The sequence below is a fragment of the Cryptocyanus atlanticus LEGE 06306 genome, assembly GCF_056633155.1.
The window spans coordinates 49,174-65,031 of the sequence record NZ_JBSJOZ010000009.1 but is presented as its reverse complement, the minus strand read 5'-3'; the positions used below and the strand labels follow the sequence as shown (position 1 = coordinate 65,031).

Genomic DNA, 15,858 nt, shown 5'->3' with positions numbered 1-15,858 from the left:
GCCGGGCGCGCCAAAAAAAACGGCGGGTTGACCGCCGTTCCGTGGGTTGCAGTCCGCTTCAGCTGGGGCCGAACTCGAAGATTCAGCGCCCGACGCTGCGGTACGGGACTTTCGAGAGGTAATCCATCCCGGCGTTGCCGGAGGTGGCGGCTCCGGTGCGAAGGGCCGGCAGGGTGCGCACCCAGGGGAGGTAATCCTCGGGGAAACCTCCACGGCGCTGGCGGGAGCGCTGGGGGATCGAGCGAGCCGTTCCGCTGTAGACGATCTGGGGGAAGCCCAGAATGCCGCGGTGGTAGGCCTCGTAACGGGGTGTGGTGATGTTGAAGGGGGTTTCGCCGACCTCCCGGGATCCCACGACCCGGTTGCGGTGGTAGGGCACCGTGTCGTAGCCGAAGCTGTCGAGATATTCCTCGCTGTCGAGGATCTGGTCGACGGCACCAGCCACGCCCTTGGTCATGATCACGGCAGACCAGGCGATCTCCTCGGCCTTGCCGTGGACCGGACGGCCCAGCAGTTTCTCAACCAGGTGCCGAGCCACCCGGTAGTTGCTGTTGAGGTTGTAGAAGCTGCGGGTGAAGGTGTCCGAGAGGCAGAGCGACCGGATGAAGTCCCGGACGGTGATCTGTCCATCGCGCAGCTGGCATTCCAGCGTGTGGTCGCGGTCGACCTTGAAGGCATGGAAGAAGATCTGGCGATAGGCCGCCTCGATCACGAAGTTCTGCTCCTCCCGGCCCAGAGCCTTGTCGATGGAGACACCTTTCGGATCCTCATCGGAACCCACACGAAACGCCTTCACTCGGGAGTTCTGGCTGGTGGGTGCGTACTTCAGAAGCGGGATCGCCACGCGAACATCGTCATCCGTCGCTGGCGATCGTAGAAGTGCGGCCTGGGCCACCCCCCCGGCGCCGAGGCAGGGCTCACAGTCCGTAATGATCCGTCCCTACCAGCCGAAGGCGGACGGAACCGGGATGGTGTCGTGGGAACCGGCTGCCCCCATTGGGGTTTCCCCGTCCGGGCAGCGCCGCTCCATGCAGAACGAGGCCGTATTGGAGAGTCCCTCCACGGTGCTGGTGCGCAGTCGCAGGTCCGGGTTGGGGAACCAGAAACGCTCCAGGCTGCTCATTGTTTCGTAGGCGGTGGTCAGCAGCAGCCCGTCCCGCTCGTCCATGCGGAAATGGCCGGCCACCGGCGCGGTTTCGGCATAGCCCCGGTCGCGCAGGAGCAATCCTTCCCGTCCCAGCGCGTCGGTGGGGATCAGGCCGAACACGGATTCCCCCTGGTGGGCTTCGCCCGCCTTGTCCCAGGCCATCGATCCGCTCCAGCGCACCTGGCAGCCCCCCACCAGGGCGCCAGGGTCCTGGGCGTGGAGCCCGGCAATCGCCACCAGGCGGGGATCGTCGGCCCGCACCTCGCTGACCTCAATCAGGGAACCGCCCGCTTCTGCCTTGCGGTGCAGCAGGTGATGGCTGGTGCGCTGGGAGAGCCAGCGGCCGCAGCTGAGCTGGAAGAAACTGAGGGCATCGGCGATCGGAACGGTCACGGCGGCGGCGCTGGTGCAGCGATGATCGCAATTCGCCTGTCCCCTCTGCCGACGGTGGCCACCACGGGAGTTCTGGCCGCCCTGGCCGCCGCGCTGTGCTGGGCCACGGCCAGTTTCCTGTGGCGCCGCCTGCCCACCTCCCTGTCCGCCGCCCAGCTCAATCTGCTGAAGACGCTGCTGGCGGTGGGCCTGCAGGGTCCGCTGCTGCTGGTCGGGGGCTGGTGGGCCTCCCCCCGGTCCTGGCTGCTCCTGCTGGCCAGCGGCGTGGTGGGGATCGCCCTGGGCGACAGCTTCTACTTCGCCGCCCTGCGCCGCCTGGGCACCCGCAGGACCCTCACGGTCGAAGCCGGGGGCCCCGCCGTCTCGGCCGTGGGGGGAGCCCTGTTCCTGGCTGAGCTGCCGGCTCCGGCCCAGTGGCTTGGGGTGGGGTTGATATCCCTGGCGGTGATGCTGGTGGCCCGCCAGCGTCCGCCCCACGATCAGCGTCCCGCCCCGGGAACCCAGCGCCTGGGTCTGCTGCTCGCCCTGGCGGCCCTGCTCTGTGGCAGCGGCGGTGCCCTGCTCTCCCGCGCTGCCCTGCGGGACGGTGTACTGCCCCCGCTCCCGTCGGCAACCCTGCGGTTGGCTGCGGCGGCGCTGGTGCTCCTCCCCCTGCTGCGGCACCTGCCCGGTCCGGGGGTCAGGCCGCGATTGCCCCGGCGCCGCTGGCCCCTGGTGCTGGTGGCGACCCTACTGGGGACTTCGGCCGGCATCGCCCTCCAGCAGGTGGCCCTCCAGCAGCTCCCGGCCGGGCTGGCCGTGGCCCTGCTGGCGACGGCCCCGGTGATGGCTCTGCCCCTGGCCGGATTGGAGGGCGATCGGCCCGGTCCGGCCGGCGCCGGCGCGGCGCTGCTGGCGCTGGCCGGCGTCAGCCTGGTGGTGGCGGCGGGTCCGTGAGGCTGAGGCGGGATCGGGCCGCCGCCTCGGCCGCGTCGATCAGATCGCCCAGCTCCAGGGCCAGGGGGTCGCGGCGGCGGTCGATCGCCAGTTGCTCGAGCTGGCGGGCGCCGCTTTCCAGTTGCTCCAGGAGCACCTGGCGAAACTCAGGTTCCGAAGCCAGGGAGGGGGTATGGGCCAGCCAGCTCCGAAGGCTGGACCGGGAGGGCATGGACCCCTCCCGCCGGCCGGCGATCTGCTGCAGGCTGCGGAGGCAGTGGGCCAGCAGCCGCAGGTGATGGCGTTCCAGGGTTGGCAGCAGGGTGGCCTCAAGCAGGGTGAGATCTGCCTGATCAAGGGGGCCCGTCTCAGCCATCCGCTCCAGCGACGCTGCCGTCCCGGGGGGTGAGCCGGAAGCCGCAGGAGTGGCCCCCTTCCAGCCTCCAGTGGACCCGCTCCACGCTGCAGTCGGGGAAGGTGTGCCGCATCTGACGCAGCTCCTGGTCACAGAGGACGGGGAACTGTTCGGCGAGACGGGAGACCGAGCAGTGAAACTCGCTCAGGCACCAGGAGAGTCCATCGTCCTCCCGGCGGCATTCCGAGACATACCCTTCCGAGCGCCTCAGCTCGACCAGCCGGTCGAGTCGTTCGGTGAGCGTGCCCTCGCCGATGCGCTGACGATCGATCACCGCTTTGGCCAGGGCCTGCTGCCGCAGCAGCTTCTGGACCGTGTCGGGGGGAAGGCTGGACGCCATCGACTGCAGCAGGCCCATGGCGAACTGCTCGTGGCCATCGGGGAACTGGCCGTGACCCGCAGGGGTGAGCTGCCAGTGGTTGCTCGGTCGGCCCGGACCTTCGGCGGCTGGACTGGCTTCCACCAGCCCTTCTTCTTCCAGGCTGCGCAGATGGCGCCGCATCACCTGAACGGACACCTCAAGGCTGGAGGCCAGCTCGGTCGCCGTGGCCTCCCCGAGGCGGAGAAGCAGGGACAGGGCCGCCTCTCGGGTTGGGGCCTGGGCGGAGGCACTCATTCGGATGCTCGGCCGGATTCCTGGACTATCTCGGACCTGCCCTCACCTTGCCACGGCTGGCCGGCTGTTGTGGAGGGTGCAGCCCCCGGTGGGGGAAGGGAGACGGAACCCCAGGGGGTTGGAGGGTCACAATGGGCGCCGTGTCTGTCCCCAGCCCCAGCCCTGCTGCCCTAGGGTGCCAGGAAACGAAACCACGGAGTTTCGTAACTCAGGTTCGGTTCCCTCCCTGCCCGGCTCTCAGTCCATGGCCACCCCGCCGGTGCCCGGTCGGAGCGTTTCCCAGCCAGAGCGATCTCCAGCGCGTACCCCTCCCAGCCAGCCAGGACCTCAGGCCAGCCCGAACGTTCCCAGGCGCAGCCACTGCCCAACCAACCATCCCGGGATCGGGCCTGGCCCCCCGATCCCGGCAATTCCCCCGATGCTGACCATGTCCGACGCTCCTTCCGCCGCGGCGGCCCCCTCCACCGAAAGCCTGGAAGTGATCCGGCGCTTCGCCGAAACCTACGCCCAGCGCACCGGCACTTTTTTCTGCAGTGACCCCGGGGTCACTGCCGTTGTGCTGGAGGGTCTGGCCCGCCACAAGGAGCAGCTGGGCGGGGCACTCTGCCCCTGCCGGCATTACGAGGACAAGGAAGCGGAGGTGGCTCAGGCCTTCTGGAACTGCCCCTGTGTGCCCATGCGGGAACGCAAGGAGTGTCACTGCATGCTGTTCCTCACCGAAGACAACCCCTTCCGCGGTGAGGAGCAGACGATCGGGATCGAGGAGATCCGCGCCCATACCACCGACGCCGCCACCTGAGAACCATGAGCAGCGCTTCCTCCGTTGGAGATCTGGTGAGTCAGCCGTACAAGTACGGCTTCGTCACCGATATTGAAACCGAGAAGATTGATAAGGGCCTCAGCGAAGACGTGGTCCGGCTGATCTCCGCCAAGAAGGAGGAGCCTGCCTTCCTGCTCGACTTCCGGCTGCGGGCCTATCGGCAGTGGCTCCGCATGAAGGAGCCCGACTGGGCCGCTCTCGGCTATCCGGTGATCGATTACCAGAGCATCATCTACTATGCGGCACCGAAGCAGCAGGAAAAAAAGGCCAGTCTTGATGAGGTCGATCCAAAACTGCTGGAAACCTTCGACAAGCTGGGCATCCCCCTCAGTGAGCAGAAGCGGCTCAGCAATGTGGCTGTCGATGCAGTTTTCGACAGCGTTTCCATCGCTACCACTTATAAGGAGAAGCTGGCTGAGCACGGGGTCATCTTTTGCTCGATCAGCGAGGCCGTCAAGGAGCATCCCGAACTGATCGAGCGCTATCTCGGTACGGTGGTGCCCGGCAATGACAACTACTTTGCCGCTCTCAACTCCGCTGTTTTCAGTGATGGCTCATTCGTCTTCATCCCCAAAGGGGTGGAGTGCCCGATGGAGCTCTCCACCTATTTTCGCATCAACTCCGGTGACACGGGGCAGTTTGAGCGCACGTTGATCGTGGCTGAGGAAGGGGCTTCGGTCAGTTACCTGGAAGGCTGCACTGCCCCGATGTTCGACACCAATCAACTGCATGCCGCCGTGGTGGAGCTCGTCGCCCTAGACGACGCTTCCATCAAATATTCAACGGTTCAAAATTGGTATGCCGGCGATGAAAATGGCGTTGGTGGAATCTACAATTTCGTGACCAAGCGCGGGCAGTGCCGTGGAGACCGCAGCCACATCAGCTGGACCCAGGTGGAAACGGGATCGGCCATCACCTGGAAGTATCCCAGTTGTGTGCTCCAGGGGGCTGACTCGGTGGGTGAATTCTATTCCGTGGCACTCACCAACAACTGCCAGCAGGCTGATACCGGCACCAAGATGGTCCATGTGGGCCCACGCACGCGCTCCACGATCGTGAGCAAGGGAATCAGCGCTGGCCATTCCTCCAACAGTTACCGGGGGCTGGTGCAGATCGGACCGAAGGCTGCCGGTGCCCGTAATTTCAGTCAGTGCGATTCGATGCTGATCGGTGATCAGGCCGCGGCCAACACCTACCCCTACATCCGCTGCCAGCAACCCGATGCCAACATCGAGCATGAGGCCAGCACCTGCCGCATCTCCGCCGATCAGCTCTTCTATCTCCAGAGTCGGGGCATCGGCTTTGAGGAGTCGGTGTCGATGATGGTCAGCGGGTTCTGCCGCGACGTGTTCAATCAGCTGCCGATGGAGTTCGCCGCCGAAGCCGACAAGCTCCTGGCCCTCAAGCTCGAAGGCTCCGTGGGCTGACCGCACTCCCACCCAAGTCCTCCCCAACGATTTACCCGTGATCCGACCCGACGCCGACATCCTTCTTGAGATCGTTGATCTCCACGCCCGCGTGGAGGATCAGCCGATCCTCCACGGTGTGAATCTCACCATCCGTGCCGGAGAGATCCATGCGGTGATGGGTCGCAATGGCAGTGGCAAGAGCACTCTTTCCAAGGTGCTCGCCGGCCATCCGGCCTACACCGTCACCCGGGGAACGGTCCGCTACGGAGGAGTCGACCTGCTCGAGCTCGAGCCGGAGCAGCGGGCCCGCATCGGCCTCTTCCTGGGCTTTCAGTACCCCATCGAGATTCCCGGGGTCAGCAACCTGGAGTTTCTGCGGGTGGCCACTAATGCCCGCCGAGGGGAGAACGGAGCCGAGGAATTGGATACCTTCGCCTTCGAGGATCTGGTGCGGGATCGCCTGCGGGTAGTGCAGATGGATCCGGCCTTCCTGGAGCGCAGCGTCAACGAGGGCTTCTCCGGGGGTGAGAAGAAGCGCAACGAGATTCTCCAGATGGCCCTGCTCGAGCCGAACGTGGCCATCCTCGATGAGACCGATTCCGGTCTGGACATCGATGCGCTCCGGATCGTGGCCGGGGGAGTCAACCAGTTGGCCACTCCCGACAACGCCACGGTGCTGATCACCCATTACCAGCGGCTGCTCGATGTGATCACCCCCGATTTCGTCCATGTGATGGCCGCCGGGCGGATCCTGCGCACCGGTGGAAAGGAGCTCGCTCTCAAGCTTGAGAAGCGCGGCTATGACTGGATCGACCAGGAGCTCGCCGTCCTGGAGGCGGTCTGATGGTGGCCTCCCTGTCCAGCACTGGGCCAGCCCCGGTCCCCAGCTCCGATCCTGCGCTCAGCTCCGCCTGGGTCTCCGCTCTTCTGGATCGCCTGCCTTCTCCCTGCGGTGAGCTGGAAGCGGTCCAGTGGCGCGGTCGCGAGGCCCTGGCCCGGCAGCCCCTGCCGTCCAGCCGCCAGGAGGACTGGCGCTTCACGGACCTGGCCGCCCTCACCACCCTCACCCCCCACCCGGCCGATCCCAGCGCCATGGCTGCCGAGCTGCCCCCGGCAGCCCCCGAGGCCTACCGCCTCGTCCTCGATGGCCACAGCGATCCCCTGGCGGATCGGACCCTGCCAGCCGGCCTCAGCCGGCTCGATCCAGTGGAGCTCCAGCAGGCCCTGGGGCAGTCCCTGGCCGCCTGTGGCTGTGAGCAGCACTGGCCCGTGGAGCTCAACCAGGCGAGTGCCAGCCAATGTCTCGGGCTACGGGTGCGCGGATCGGTGCTCCCGACCCTGGAAGTGGTGAGCCAGGCCGATGCGGACGGCGAGCTCCGGCCGGTGCGTGTGATCCTGCTGCTGGAGGAGAAGGCCTCGCTTGAGCTGCTGCAGGTGCAGTTGGGGGCCGGGGCCAGCCTCAGCAGCCTGGTGATCGAGGCCCATCTCGGCTGCGAAGCCCAGCTGCATCACACCCTGCTGGCCCTCGGTGGTGGGTCGGCCTGTCTGCTGGCCCACCTGGCGGTGCAGCAGGAACCCCGGAGCCGGCTGCGTTCCATCTGGGCCAGCCACGGCTGGGCCCTGTCCCGTTTCGAGCCGCGGGTCGTGCAGTTGGAAGGGGCTGCCCACACCGAGCTCCGGGCTTTGCAGATCGCCGACGCCCACCGGGTGGTGGATACCCACAGCCGGGTGGAGTTCCGCGGCCCCGACGGCCAGCTGGATCAGCTCCACAAGGCCATCGCCGCTGACCATGGCCGCAGCGTGTTCAATGGCGCTGTCAGGGTGCCTCGGGCGGCCCAGCGCACCAACGCCGCCCAGCTCAGTCGCAACCTGCTGCTCTCCAGCCAGGCCCGCATCGACACCAAACCGGAACTGGAGATCGTGGCCGATGATGTGCGTTGCGCCCACGGGGCCACCGTGAGCCGGCTGCAGACCGATGAGCTGTTCTACCTCCAGAGCCGTGGCATCAACGCCACCCTCGCCGCAGGACTGCTGAAGCGTGGCTTCTGTGAGGAGATTCTGCGGGATCTCCCGGCAGCCGCCGCTCCCTGGCAACCCCTGCAACGCCTGTTGGACGAGGGTTGAGTCCATAAAGATGCCCTTTACCGCCACCCCCCTCACCACTGATGACCCGGCGACAGCCGGAGGGCCAGGTCTGCGCTCCGACCCTGGTCAGCCGGAGGATCTCGCAGCACTGACCCGGGCCGACTTTCCCCTGCTCGCCGACCAGGCCTGCCTTGGTCAGCCCCTCATCTACCTGGATCACGCCGCCACCAGCCAGAAGCCCCGCCAGGTGCTTGAGGCCCTGCATCAGTACTACGCCCATGACAACGCCAATGTCCACCGTGGCGCCCACCAGCTGAGCGCCCGGGCCACTGATGCTTTCGAAGCCGCCCGTGACAAGACGGCCCGCTTCATCGGAGCTGCCACCCCGCGTGAGATCGTCTTCACCCGCAATGCCAGCGAAGCCATCAACCTGGTGGCGCGTAGCTGGGGGGATGCCTTCATCCGCCCCGGAGACGAGATCCTGCTCACGGTGATGGAGCACCACAGCAATCTGGTGCCCTGGCAGCAACTCGCGGCCCGTACGGGTGCGGTGCTGCGGCACGCCGGCCTCACCGAGCAGGGAGAGCTTGATCTCGACGATCTGCGCGACAAGCTCAGTGAGCGCACCCGGCTGGTGGCGGTCGTCCAGATCAGCAACACCCTCGGTTGCCACAATCCGATCCCCGCCATCGCGACCCTGGCCCATGGGGCCGGGGCTCTGTTGCTGGTGGATGCTTGCCAGAGCCTGCCCCACCTGCCCGTGAACGTGGCCGCCCTGGGCGCTGATTTCCTGGTGGGCTCCTCCCACAAGCTCTGCGGACCCACGGGCATGGGGTTCCTCTGGGCTCGGGAGGAGCTGCTGGAGGCGATGCCGCCCTTCCTCGGCGGCGGTGAAATGATTCAGGATGTCTACCTCGAGGGCAGCACCTGGGCGGAGCTTCCCCACAAGTTTGAAGCCGGCACACCGGCCATCGGTGAGGCGGTGGGCATGGGGGCGGCCCTGGATTACCTGCAGGGGATCGGCCTTGAGCGAATCCACGCCTGGGAACAACGGCTGACCCGGCACTTGTTCCAGCGTCTGGAGACGATCGAAGGGCTCACTCTGCTGGGGCCAACCCCGCAGCGGCAGCCCGATCGCGGTGCCTTGGCGGCCTTTTCCGTGCAGGGGCTCCATGCCAACGACATCGCCGCGTTGCTCGATGCCAGCGGCATCTGCATCCGCAGCGGTCACCACTGCACCCAGCCGTTGCATCGCCACTACGGCCTGTCCGGCTCGGCGCGTGCCAGCCTCAACTTCACCACCACCATGGCCGAGATCGATCGCCTTGCCGAGGAGCTGACCGGCAGCATCAGCTTTTTGCGCGATCACGCTTGAGCCGAGGCCAGCTGCGCTCAGGTGAGCGTTCGGAATCCCGTCGGTCCCTGCCGCCGAGCCGGCAGTATCAACCCCTCGATCAGGGCCTGAAATCAGAGGGCCTGGTCAGAGATATCGGGTCTTGATGGCGTCGGCCCTGATCTGGCGTCGTCGTGACGGCTTCTCTGAGTAGACATCACCATCAATGGTGTCGCTGGTGATTGTGCAGCCCATTCCGATGATCGTGTTAGAGGCAATCTGAACGTTCTGCTGAATCGATGCATTCATGCCAATAAAAGTGTTGTTCCCAACGCTGACTCCCCCGGCCAGGTGGCAACCACTCAGCAGCACATTGCTCCCGATTCTACAATGATGACCAACCTTGGCATCCAATAGAATTGTGTTGTCTCCGATTGTGCAAAAAGGATGCAGCCCAGAGGCGATATCCACAAAGACATTCTCGCCATATGTTAGGTCTGGGTAGGAGATCGAGCCAGGAGAGATATAGCTAAATAGTGAATATCCCCTTAATTTTGCATTATTGAAGATTCTCTCTCGGGCCCAGTTATTCCCAACTGAAACGAACAGGCTGTAATCATTCGGCGGGAAGAATTGCTCCAGTCTTTCAAATTCTATGATGTCTATATTCTGACATGAGTTGATGGCTACTTCCCTGAACTCTTTTTCAATGCAGAATCCAACGACTTCGTGTGCAGCGTCCTGCGAGAAGACATACGAGACGAACTCGGCGAATTTTCCTGTTCCGTAGATGACGATCTTCATCTGTTACTTGGTCGCACGATTCAGACTCTACAACTGTGCGCTTGAGTTGATTCCATTGCCATTGTTGCGCAATGGTGTGGTACGGCTGACTCTCCAGCCTGGTCAAGGTCGCTCTTCAAGCCTGGCAGAAACCAGCCATCGACGCCCCCACGATCCGCGGCCTTGAAGGGGCCATTGGTGCGGCGATCGGTCTGTGCGTGATGGCTGTGGAACCCCGGGCTGCTCGCGCCCCACTGGGCGACACCAAGGGTCCCCAGTGCTGTCCGAAGATCGGTGCGGTTCGGGAGCCGATCAGGATCCCAAGAGGCCTGAGAGAGGGCTGAACCAGTCCAGCTCTCCAGAATGAAGTGGCCCAGTTGAGGGGACCTGCCTTGGCTTGCCATGCCAAACTTTCACGATCGTCCTGACCGCAGAACCATTCGAGACTGCCTGTCCCGATCAGGGAGACTGGCGACAACGGGTTGATGACTCCCTGGGAATCCATCCCTGTGCGTGTCGTTGGGTAGCGTGCCAATCCTTGGTGACGCGGACTTACTTGTTCAGCCATTGCACTCTGATTCGATCTGCCTGCCTGCCGCGCACATCAGAACCCCCATGTTTATCCTCTTTCTCCCAGGCAGCTTTCGCCATAGCAGTGAGTATCCCTGGTTAAGTGGTTGTCTGTCATCGATCGGAGACTATTATACAATTGATTATCCAATCTCATCGTCGGTCGCCAAGCTCAACTCGGAACACTACGCTCAGGACGCTCTGCTGAAGGTGCGCCGTGAGTTGATCTATGGGAGTCAGTCCGTTCCTGATTCCAAGCTCACCATCAGTTATGACGATTCCATCTGTGGCTCCTTCCTGGCGCAGGTCAGGCAGCGGCACGGAGGATCTGACTCCAATGAACAGATCCTCAGTGAGACCTTGTTGGTGGGCCATAGCCAGGGAGCCGGCCATGCGGCTGTGCTGGCGATGGATACCAGTGTGCGTGGGGCCTTGATGATCGCTGGGCCGGCGGATGCCTATCAGCAAATGCCGTCTGCCTGGACAAGTGTTACGCCGGTCACCCCAAGGAGCCGGTTCAAGATGTTCATTCATGCCGAAGATCGGCATGCTAGGATGTGTTTGTATCATTCTGCAATGCTTGGTTTGAAGGCGATTTCAATCCTGGCTGATACAACCACGCTGGAGGATGTTCTGCCCAGCCAGGTTGTCATTGACACCAGGCTGTGGCCACCCTTAAAATCACACGATTGCCTTACGATTGATTCTGCTCAATTGGATTCGTTCAACAAGGCCTACCTTGAAAAAACTGTTCATCAGTTTCAAGCCGGCATGGATTACCATGAACAGGAGCTCAGCCTGATTACCCCCTCCATGCGTTGACCCGACTGATTCCTGGCATGAAACTGCACTCAATGGTCCGATTTCTGACTCCCCACTCCACTGTCAGCAGTCCGGGTGAGGAGAGTGAATCTGATGTGGTGAAGGTGAATCCCACTGAGGATCAGCTCGTTGATGATCAACTTGAATCCCTGCTGGAGCGGGCCAACCTCACCAGTGTTGTATCTGGGCGTGAGAATAGCCCTGAACTCACCGCCTTGACAGCCATTGTCCCCGTGTCACGGACGGACAAGGAGGCACTCGATCGTGAAATGAGTGACGACGAGGATGATCCGGAACTCACACCGGAGCCAGAACCGCCATCCACTGAGCTCGTTCAGGAACCTTTTGCCGAAATGGAGTCCGAAAACGGACACTTGGCCCTCTTTAAATTCCTGTTTAACCCCATTGAAGAAGCCTCTTCTATGGAAGGGCAGGGAGGTCCTGATCAGGCCAACCTATCCCTCTCGGATGAGTTGGTTGCTGATCTGCAAAATCTGAAAGATCGGATGCAGCATCGTTATAATGTGATCAAGAGAAACTTGTTTAACGTTAACCACTATGAATGAGCCCATCTTTCTCCTGAGTCCACCCAGGTCCTTTTCTTCTGTCGTCTCATCCATTATCGGCCAACATCCTCAATTGTACTGCTTTCCTGAACTTCATCTTCTATGGAGAGATGATGTTGAGCAAGTTCTTTCTAGTAAATCAAATCTGAAGCAATCAAGATTTGCGCCCAGTGGTCTTTTGCGCGCGATTGCCCAGATTCACGAACAAGTTCAAAACAGTGCATCGTGTAGTCGCGCCTGGATGTGGCTTGCTAATCACCAGTCACTAACCAGTAAACAGCTATTTAACTATTTGTGTGAAGCCCACGCCCCCAAGACGTGTATTGAAAAATCCCCAGGAAATACCAGGTCAGTGGACCGCATGCTTCGCCTCTATAAGTATTATCCAAATGCAAAGTTTATCCATCTCACGAGAAGTGTTGTTGGGTCTTCAAAATCTTTGAAAGAGTTCTTTGAGCATCGAGATACGAATCAAGGGGAAAGGAAAAGTCTCCGCCATCCGATTGTCAAAGAAAATTATGCTTTAATGTGGTATGCGATGCATAGAAGTATACTAAAATTTAGGTCTATTGTGCCACCAGCTAACTTTCTAACCGTCAAGGGTGAATCCATTCTCTCGGAGCCGAAGGTGGTTCTTCCGCAGATCTGTCAGTGGCTTGGAGTCTCGGATGACTCAGCCAGTGTCGAGGAAATGCTGAAGCCAGAGCAGTCACCCTATGCTTTCTTCGGTCCCCGCATGGCTCCATGTGGTAATGATCCCAAATTCATTACGAATCCAGAGTTCAGACAGATGCGCAAAAAATCCTACTCGGTAGCTGATGTCAGAGCCTATCTACATGAAGGCGGACGTTCTGAATTTACTCGTTTCTATATTGATCAGCATGATGATGAGCAGACAGTCGCTGATCTCAAGTCTTGGAATCAATCGGTATTCGAACTTGTGATGGATACTGAGGCTCAGCTTGGTTACGCCTGATCCTATGGAACTACTCCCCATTCAGCTGCCAGCTCGCAGCCATGAGATCCAGCAGATCTTGGCTGCTCGTCAAGCTGGGCAGGCGTCAGGTGTATGGACCTTATTGACACGAGATTCGCTGAGGACATTGATTTATAGCTCTCCAGCTGCCACTGATCATATCTTCGTGTTGCCGCATGACTTTGTTTATCTTGGCTCACGGTCGTGCGGCGATCTCTTGTTTCTAGTTGATGATTCATCGGGACAGCCTGGCCCTATCTATGAATTGACCTATGACTCCGAAAGTGGAATTACAGCCAGTAAAACTGATTCCGTGGTTGATCAGCAAGCTTTCAAAGAATTAGTGCCCATCTGCAGACCATCAGCTCACCAAGAGACAGTGACAACGCTTCACGATTCACTATTGCTTAATGACAATGTGCTGGCAGAAACGAACCTGTCAGCAATCAATGTCCCTTACCATAGCCTTTGGGATGTTATTCAAATCAGAGCTCAATTGTCGGCAGGTGCGACCACGTTACTTGGCTGTACTGAGCGCAGTGGTTCTCTCCATCACTTCAAAGAGACTTATCCTTTCTTGTCAATTGTTGATTCAAGGCTACTGCAAGATGGTTCCGTTGCAATTATAGCCAATGATTCGTCCGTGCGGACGTTGTGTTGTGATGTGGAGTCAAGGCTGTTCGTAACTAACGCGAATAATCCTCCTAGACTTGCGCTAGGCCGCTCACTCTTCTCAGCCGACAGTACTCTGTCAGTGGCTCCTGCATCATCCCAGTTGGCCTATCCCTCTCTTGGACTGGTCCTCTCAAGTTCAGATTCAAGTGAGCCCATGAATGCCGGATCTGAATTGGCAGATATCTCGGTCTATTCTGTTGATTATCTCACGACAACGAATCTTATTTCATCAGATGCAGGATTATCATTTATTCTTGCCGATAGTTGTCGCCATAATGACCACGATCTTGTACCGATGCTGATGCATCATCTCGATTATTCTCAATCACTCGTGCTTTCTTCGAAATTGGATCGCTCAGTAATTTATCTCTTTGCCCAGTCCTCCGTTAACTGAGAGTCCATACGCTTGTCATCTTAACGCCAGACACATCAGAGGAGACACGGAGCATACCATAGGAAGCGAGTCAGTGCCGGAGAGTATTAATCCTATAGGCTTGGATCTGCCTCGGATTGATCCCGTTCGTTTCCGAATAGATGGAAATCTGACTTGGCTGATCTGATTCAATCGTTGACACAAGAATCCATGGGTTGGAATCCTCTTCTGCCCTGCTAGGCTGATCAACATTAAGGTTTGGGAGTAAGCTGCAACTCCATGCATAGTCCGTCGCTTCCGCTTGTCTCGGTCTGTATGGCCAGCTTCAACCATGCCCCCTTTGTGGCTGAAGCTGTCAACTCAGTTCTTGATCAGACATTCACTGACTTTGAACTGATCATCATCGATGATGGCTCTAGTGATGGTTCTGATCAGATCCTACTTGGTTTCCAAGATCCTCGAATCCGGCTCAGCCTTTCCTCCAGAAACCTGACGGCTTGTGTCGCGGCCAATCAGGCTGTTGAGATGGCGCGTGGCCGTTATATTGCAGCGATCAGTTCAGATGACGTCTGGGAGCCCGAAAAACTTCAACAGCAAGTTGGTCTCCTGGAAGCCAACCCAAACGTGCTGGCAACATTCTCGTGTGCGAGCATCATCGATCAAGCATCCAGGCTGATTGATGCTTCTGAGAATCCGATGGATCCAGTCGCACAGTTCTATTCAAATGTTTTCAATGTGCAGAATCGTTCTTCCCGTGAATGGTTGGAGCATTTCTTCTTGAATGGCAACTGTCTTTGCCATTCTTCCATCCTAATTCGGAGTGCATCTCTTCGTGAGATTGGGCCTTACAATACGGCCCTTTGTCAGTTGCCTGACTTTGATCTTTGGATTCGTCTCGTTCAGTCTGGCGATATCTTTATTAACTCCGAGCGTCTCGTCCGATTCAGAGTGCTTGCTGGCAACAAGAATGCCTCCGGGTTGGGAAGAAAGAAATCACGCACGATGGCTGAAAATGTCTTTGTCTATTCGCAGTTCTTTGAGATTACTGATCCAATGAACTTGGAACGCTTGATTCAAGCGATGGTCAAGTTTGATCAAGCTGGACAATCCAAAGAGTTCGGCCAAGCGGCTACTGGGGTGACCTTGGCCAAATGGTCATCTGTATGGCATCCCGTTAAGGCAGTTCGTATTGCGGCATTGAACTTCTTACGTCAAACCTGTACGCGTGAGACGGAGCCATCTTCCATTCTGGTTCTTCATTCATCAGAGCTGAATAATGATTCCTATAATATTGAGGAGTTGGATCGCGCCTCTGTCGGCGGCCAGCCCTTATGGAAGGAGGTTCAAACTCTGACTGAGGAGACGAGGCGACTTCAGCAGATTCAACACCATCTTGAGACTGAACTTGCCAAGCATCGACATGTGGCCCAACATTACCAACAACTGGCCACAGAATTGATGAATTCACGAGTGTGGCGTTTATCCGCTCCATTACGCCATGTGATTGACACGATCAAGCGTCCACGTTTTCATCGATGTGGTGCGCCCCTGCCTCAGATTCGTCATCAGATTGGTTCAGCCAAGGATCAAGAAGATTCAGAATCTTCTCGACATTCGACTTCCCCGTTCCACAGTCCATTGATGCGACAGCAGGTGGTTGGGCTGGCACGCCGTATGGCCCGTAAGGTTAGAAGTCTTTCCATGCGGTATGTTTATCCAACTTATCCAGCCCTGCACAGCCTTCTATTTTTCCAGTTTCGACGCAGACTGATTGCATTTCTTAGTCTTCCACACTCCAAGAGACTACGCTCGTTCCCAAATATCTTCTTTCGTGATCTAGAGTATTCTGCAAAGGCAGAGTATCGGCCATTGGTGAGTATCGTCGTCCCATGCTTTAATCACGAGAAATTTATTCAGCAACGACTGGATTCAATTCTTGCTCAGACCTAAACTCACTATG

The 15,858-nt window shown here is 59.5% G+C and carries 16 protein-coding genes; 11 read left to right on the top strand and 5 right to left on the bottom strand.

The genetic code is table 11. The features are described 5' to 3' along the window. Positions 1–82 precede the first annotated feature (82 nt). The gene (locus ACWJI7_RS10460; protein ID WP_479937749.1) at positions 83–844 is read right to left on the bottom strand and encodes a phycobilisome rod-core linker polypeptide; all 762 of its coding nucleotides are present in this window, start codon (positions 842–844) and stop codon (positions 83–85) included. A gap of 96 nt (positions 845–940) precedes the next feature. Continuing rightward, positions 941–1,540: a phycobiliprotein lyase gene (locus tag ACWJI7_RS10455; RefSeq protein ID WP_479937747.1), complete on the bottom strand. Its 600-nt coding sequence runs from the start codon at positions 1,538–1,540 to the stop codon at positions 941–943. Between the two features lie 21 nt (positions 1,541–1,561). On the opposite strand from ACWJI7_RS10455, the gene ACWJI7_RS10450 reads away from it, so the two are divergent. Then, the gene (locus ACWJI7_RS10450; protein WP_479937745.1) at positions 1,562–2,476 is read left to right on the top strand and encodes an EamA family transporter; all 915 of its coding nucleotides are present in this window, start codon (positions 1,562–1,564) and stop codon (positions 2,474–2,476) included. Here the strand turns inward: ACWJI7_RS10450 and ACWJI7_RS10445 are convergent. Continuing rightward, complete coding sequence (locus ACWJI7_RS10445) at positions 2,448–2,831, bottom strand: hypothetical protein (protein WP_479937743.1); 384 nt, start codon at positions 2,829–2,831, stop codon at positions 2,448–2,450. The genes ACWJI7_RS10450 and ACWJI7_RS10445 overlap by 29 nt on opposite strands. Further along, positions 2,824–3,486: an iron-sulfur cluster biosynthesis transcriptional regulator SufR gene (gene sufR, locus ACWJI7_RS10440; protein WP_479937742.1), complete on the bottom strand. Its 663-nt coding sequence runs from the start codon at positions 3,484–3,486 to the stop codon at positions 2,824–2,826. Before sufR ends, ACWJI7_RS10445 begins: the two co-directional genes overlap by 8 nt. A 427-nt stretch (positions 3,487–3,913) precedes the next feature. Here sufR and ACWJI7_RS10435 point away from each other — a divergent pair, with 427 nt between their 5' ends. From ACWJI7_RS10435 to ACWJI7_RS10415, 5 genes are read left to right on the top strand one after another with little or no spacing between them, the layout of a single operon-like run. After that, a complete protein-coding gene (locus ACWJI7_RS10435) occupies positions 3,914–4,285 on the top strand; it encodes a ferredoxin-thioredoxin reductase catalytic domain-containing protein (RefSeq protein ID WP_479937741.1) in 372 nt (123 codons plus the stop codon). A gap of 5 nt (positions 4,286–4,290) precedes the next feature. Continuing rightward, the gene (gene sufB, locus ACWJI7_RS10430; RefSeq protein WP_479937740.1) at positions 4,291–5,733 is read left to right on the top strand and encodes a Fe-S cluster assembly protein SufB; all 1,443 of its coding nucleotides are present in this window, start codon (positions 4,291–4,293) and stop codon (positions 5,731–5,733) included. 37 nt (positions 5,734–5,770) lie between these two features. After that, positions 5,771–6,559 carry a Fe-S cluster assembly ATPase SufC gene (sufC, locus tag ACWJI7_RS10425; protein ID WP_479937739.1) on the top strand — a complete coding sequence of 263 codons (789 nt, stop codon included), beginning with the start codon at positions 5,771–5,773 and terminating at the stop codon, positions 6,557–6,559. Continuing rightward, positions 6,559–7,839, top strand: coding sequence for a SufB/SufD family protein (locus ACWJI7_RS10420; RefSeq protein WP_479937737.1), 1,281 nt, complete (start codon positions 6,559–6,561; stop codon positions 7,837–7,839). The genes sufC and ACWJI7_RS10420 overlap by 1 nt, the downstream gene beginning before the upstream one ends. 10 nt (positions 7,840–7,849) lie before the next feature. Next, complete coding sequence (locus ACWJI7_RS10415) at positions 7,850–9,175, top strand: SufS family cysteine desulfurase (RefSeq protein WP_479937735.1); 1,326 nt, start codon at positions 7,850–7,852, stop codon at positions 9,173–9,175. 105 nt (positions 9,176–9,280) lie between these two features. Here the strand turns inward: ACWJI7_RS10415 and ACWJI7_RS10410 are convergent, their stop codons facing one another. After that, positions 9,281–9,937, bottom strand: a complete 657-nt coding sequence (locus ACWJI7_RS10410) for an acetyltransferase (RefSeq protein WP_479937733.1) — start codon at positions 9,935–9,937, stop codon at positions 9,281–9,283. 594 nt (positions 9,938–10,531) lie between these two features. Here ACWJI7_RS10410 and ACWJI7_RS10405 point away from each other — a divergent pair. The 5 genes from ACWJI7_RS10405 (at position 10,532) to ACWJI7_RS10385 (ending at position 15,848) form a co-directional block, all read left to right on the top strand. Beyond that, on the top strand, positions 10,532–11,308 hold the full coding sequence (locus tag ACWJI7_RS10405; RefSeq protein WP_479937731.1) for a hypothetical protein: 777 nt from the start codon (positions 10,532–10,534) through the stop codon (positions 11,306–11,308). Positions 11,309–11,325: 17 nt separating this feature from the next. After that, the gene (locus tag ACWJI7_RS10400; protein ID WP_479937730.1) at positions 11,326–11,874 is read left to right on the top strand and encodes a hypothetical protein; all 549 of its coding nucleotides are present in this window, start codon (positions 11,326–11,328) and stop codon (positions 11,872–11,874) included. After that, the gene (locus ACWJI7_RS10395) at positions 11,867–12,850 is read left to right on the top strand and encodes a sulfotransferase family protein (protein ID WP_479937728.1); all 984 of its coding nucleotides are present in this window, start codon (positions 11,867–11,869) and stop codon (positions 12,848–12,850) included. Before ACWJI7_RS10400 ends, ACWJI7_RS10395 begins: the two co-directional genes overlap by 8 nt. 4 nt (positions 12,851–12,854) lie before the next feature. Next, positions 12,855–13,919, top strand: coding sequence for a hypothetical protein (locus ACWJI7_RS10390; protein WP_479937726.1), 1,065 nt, complete (start codon positions 12,855–12,857; stop codon positions 13,917–13,919). Positions 13,920–14,213: 294 nt separating this feature from the next. After that, positions 14,214–15,848, top strand: a complete 1,635-nt coding sequence (locus ACWJI7_RS10385) for a glycosyltransferase (protein ID WP_479937724.1) — start codon at positions 14,214–14,216, stop codon at positions 15,846–15,848. Positions 15,849–15,858 lie beyond the last annotated feature (10 nt).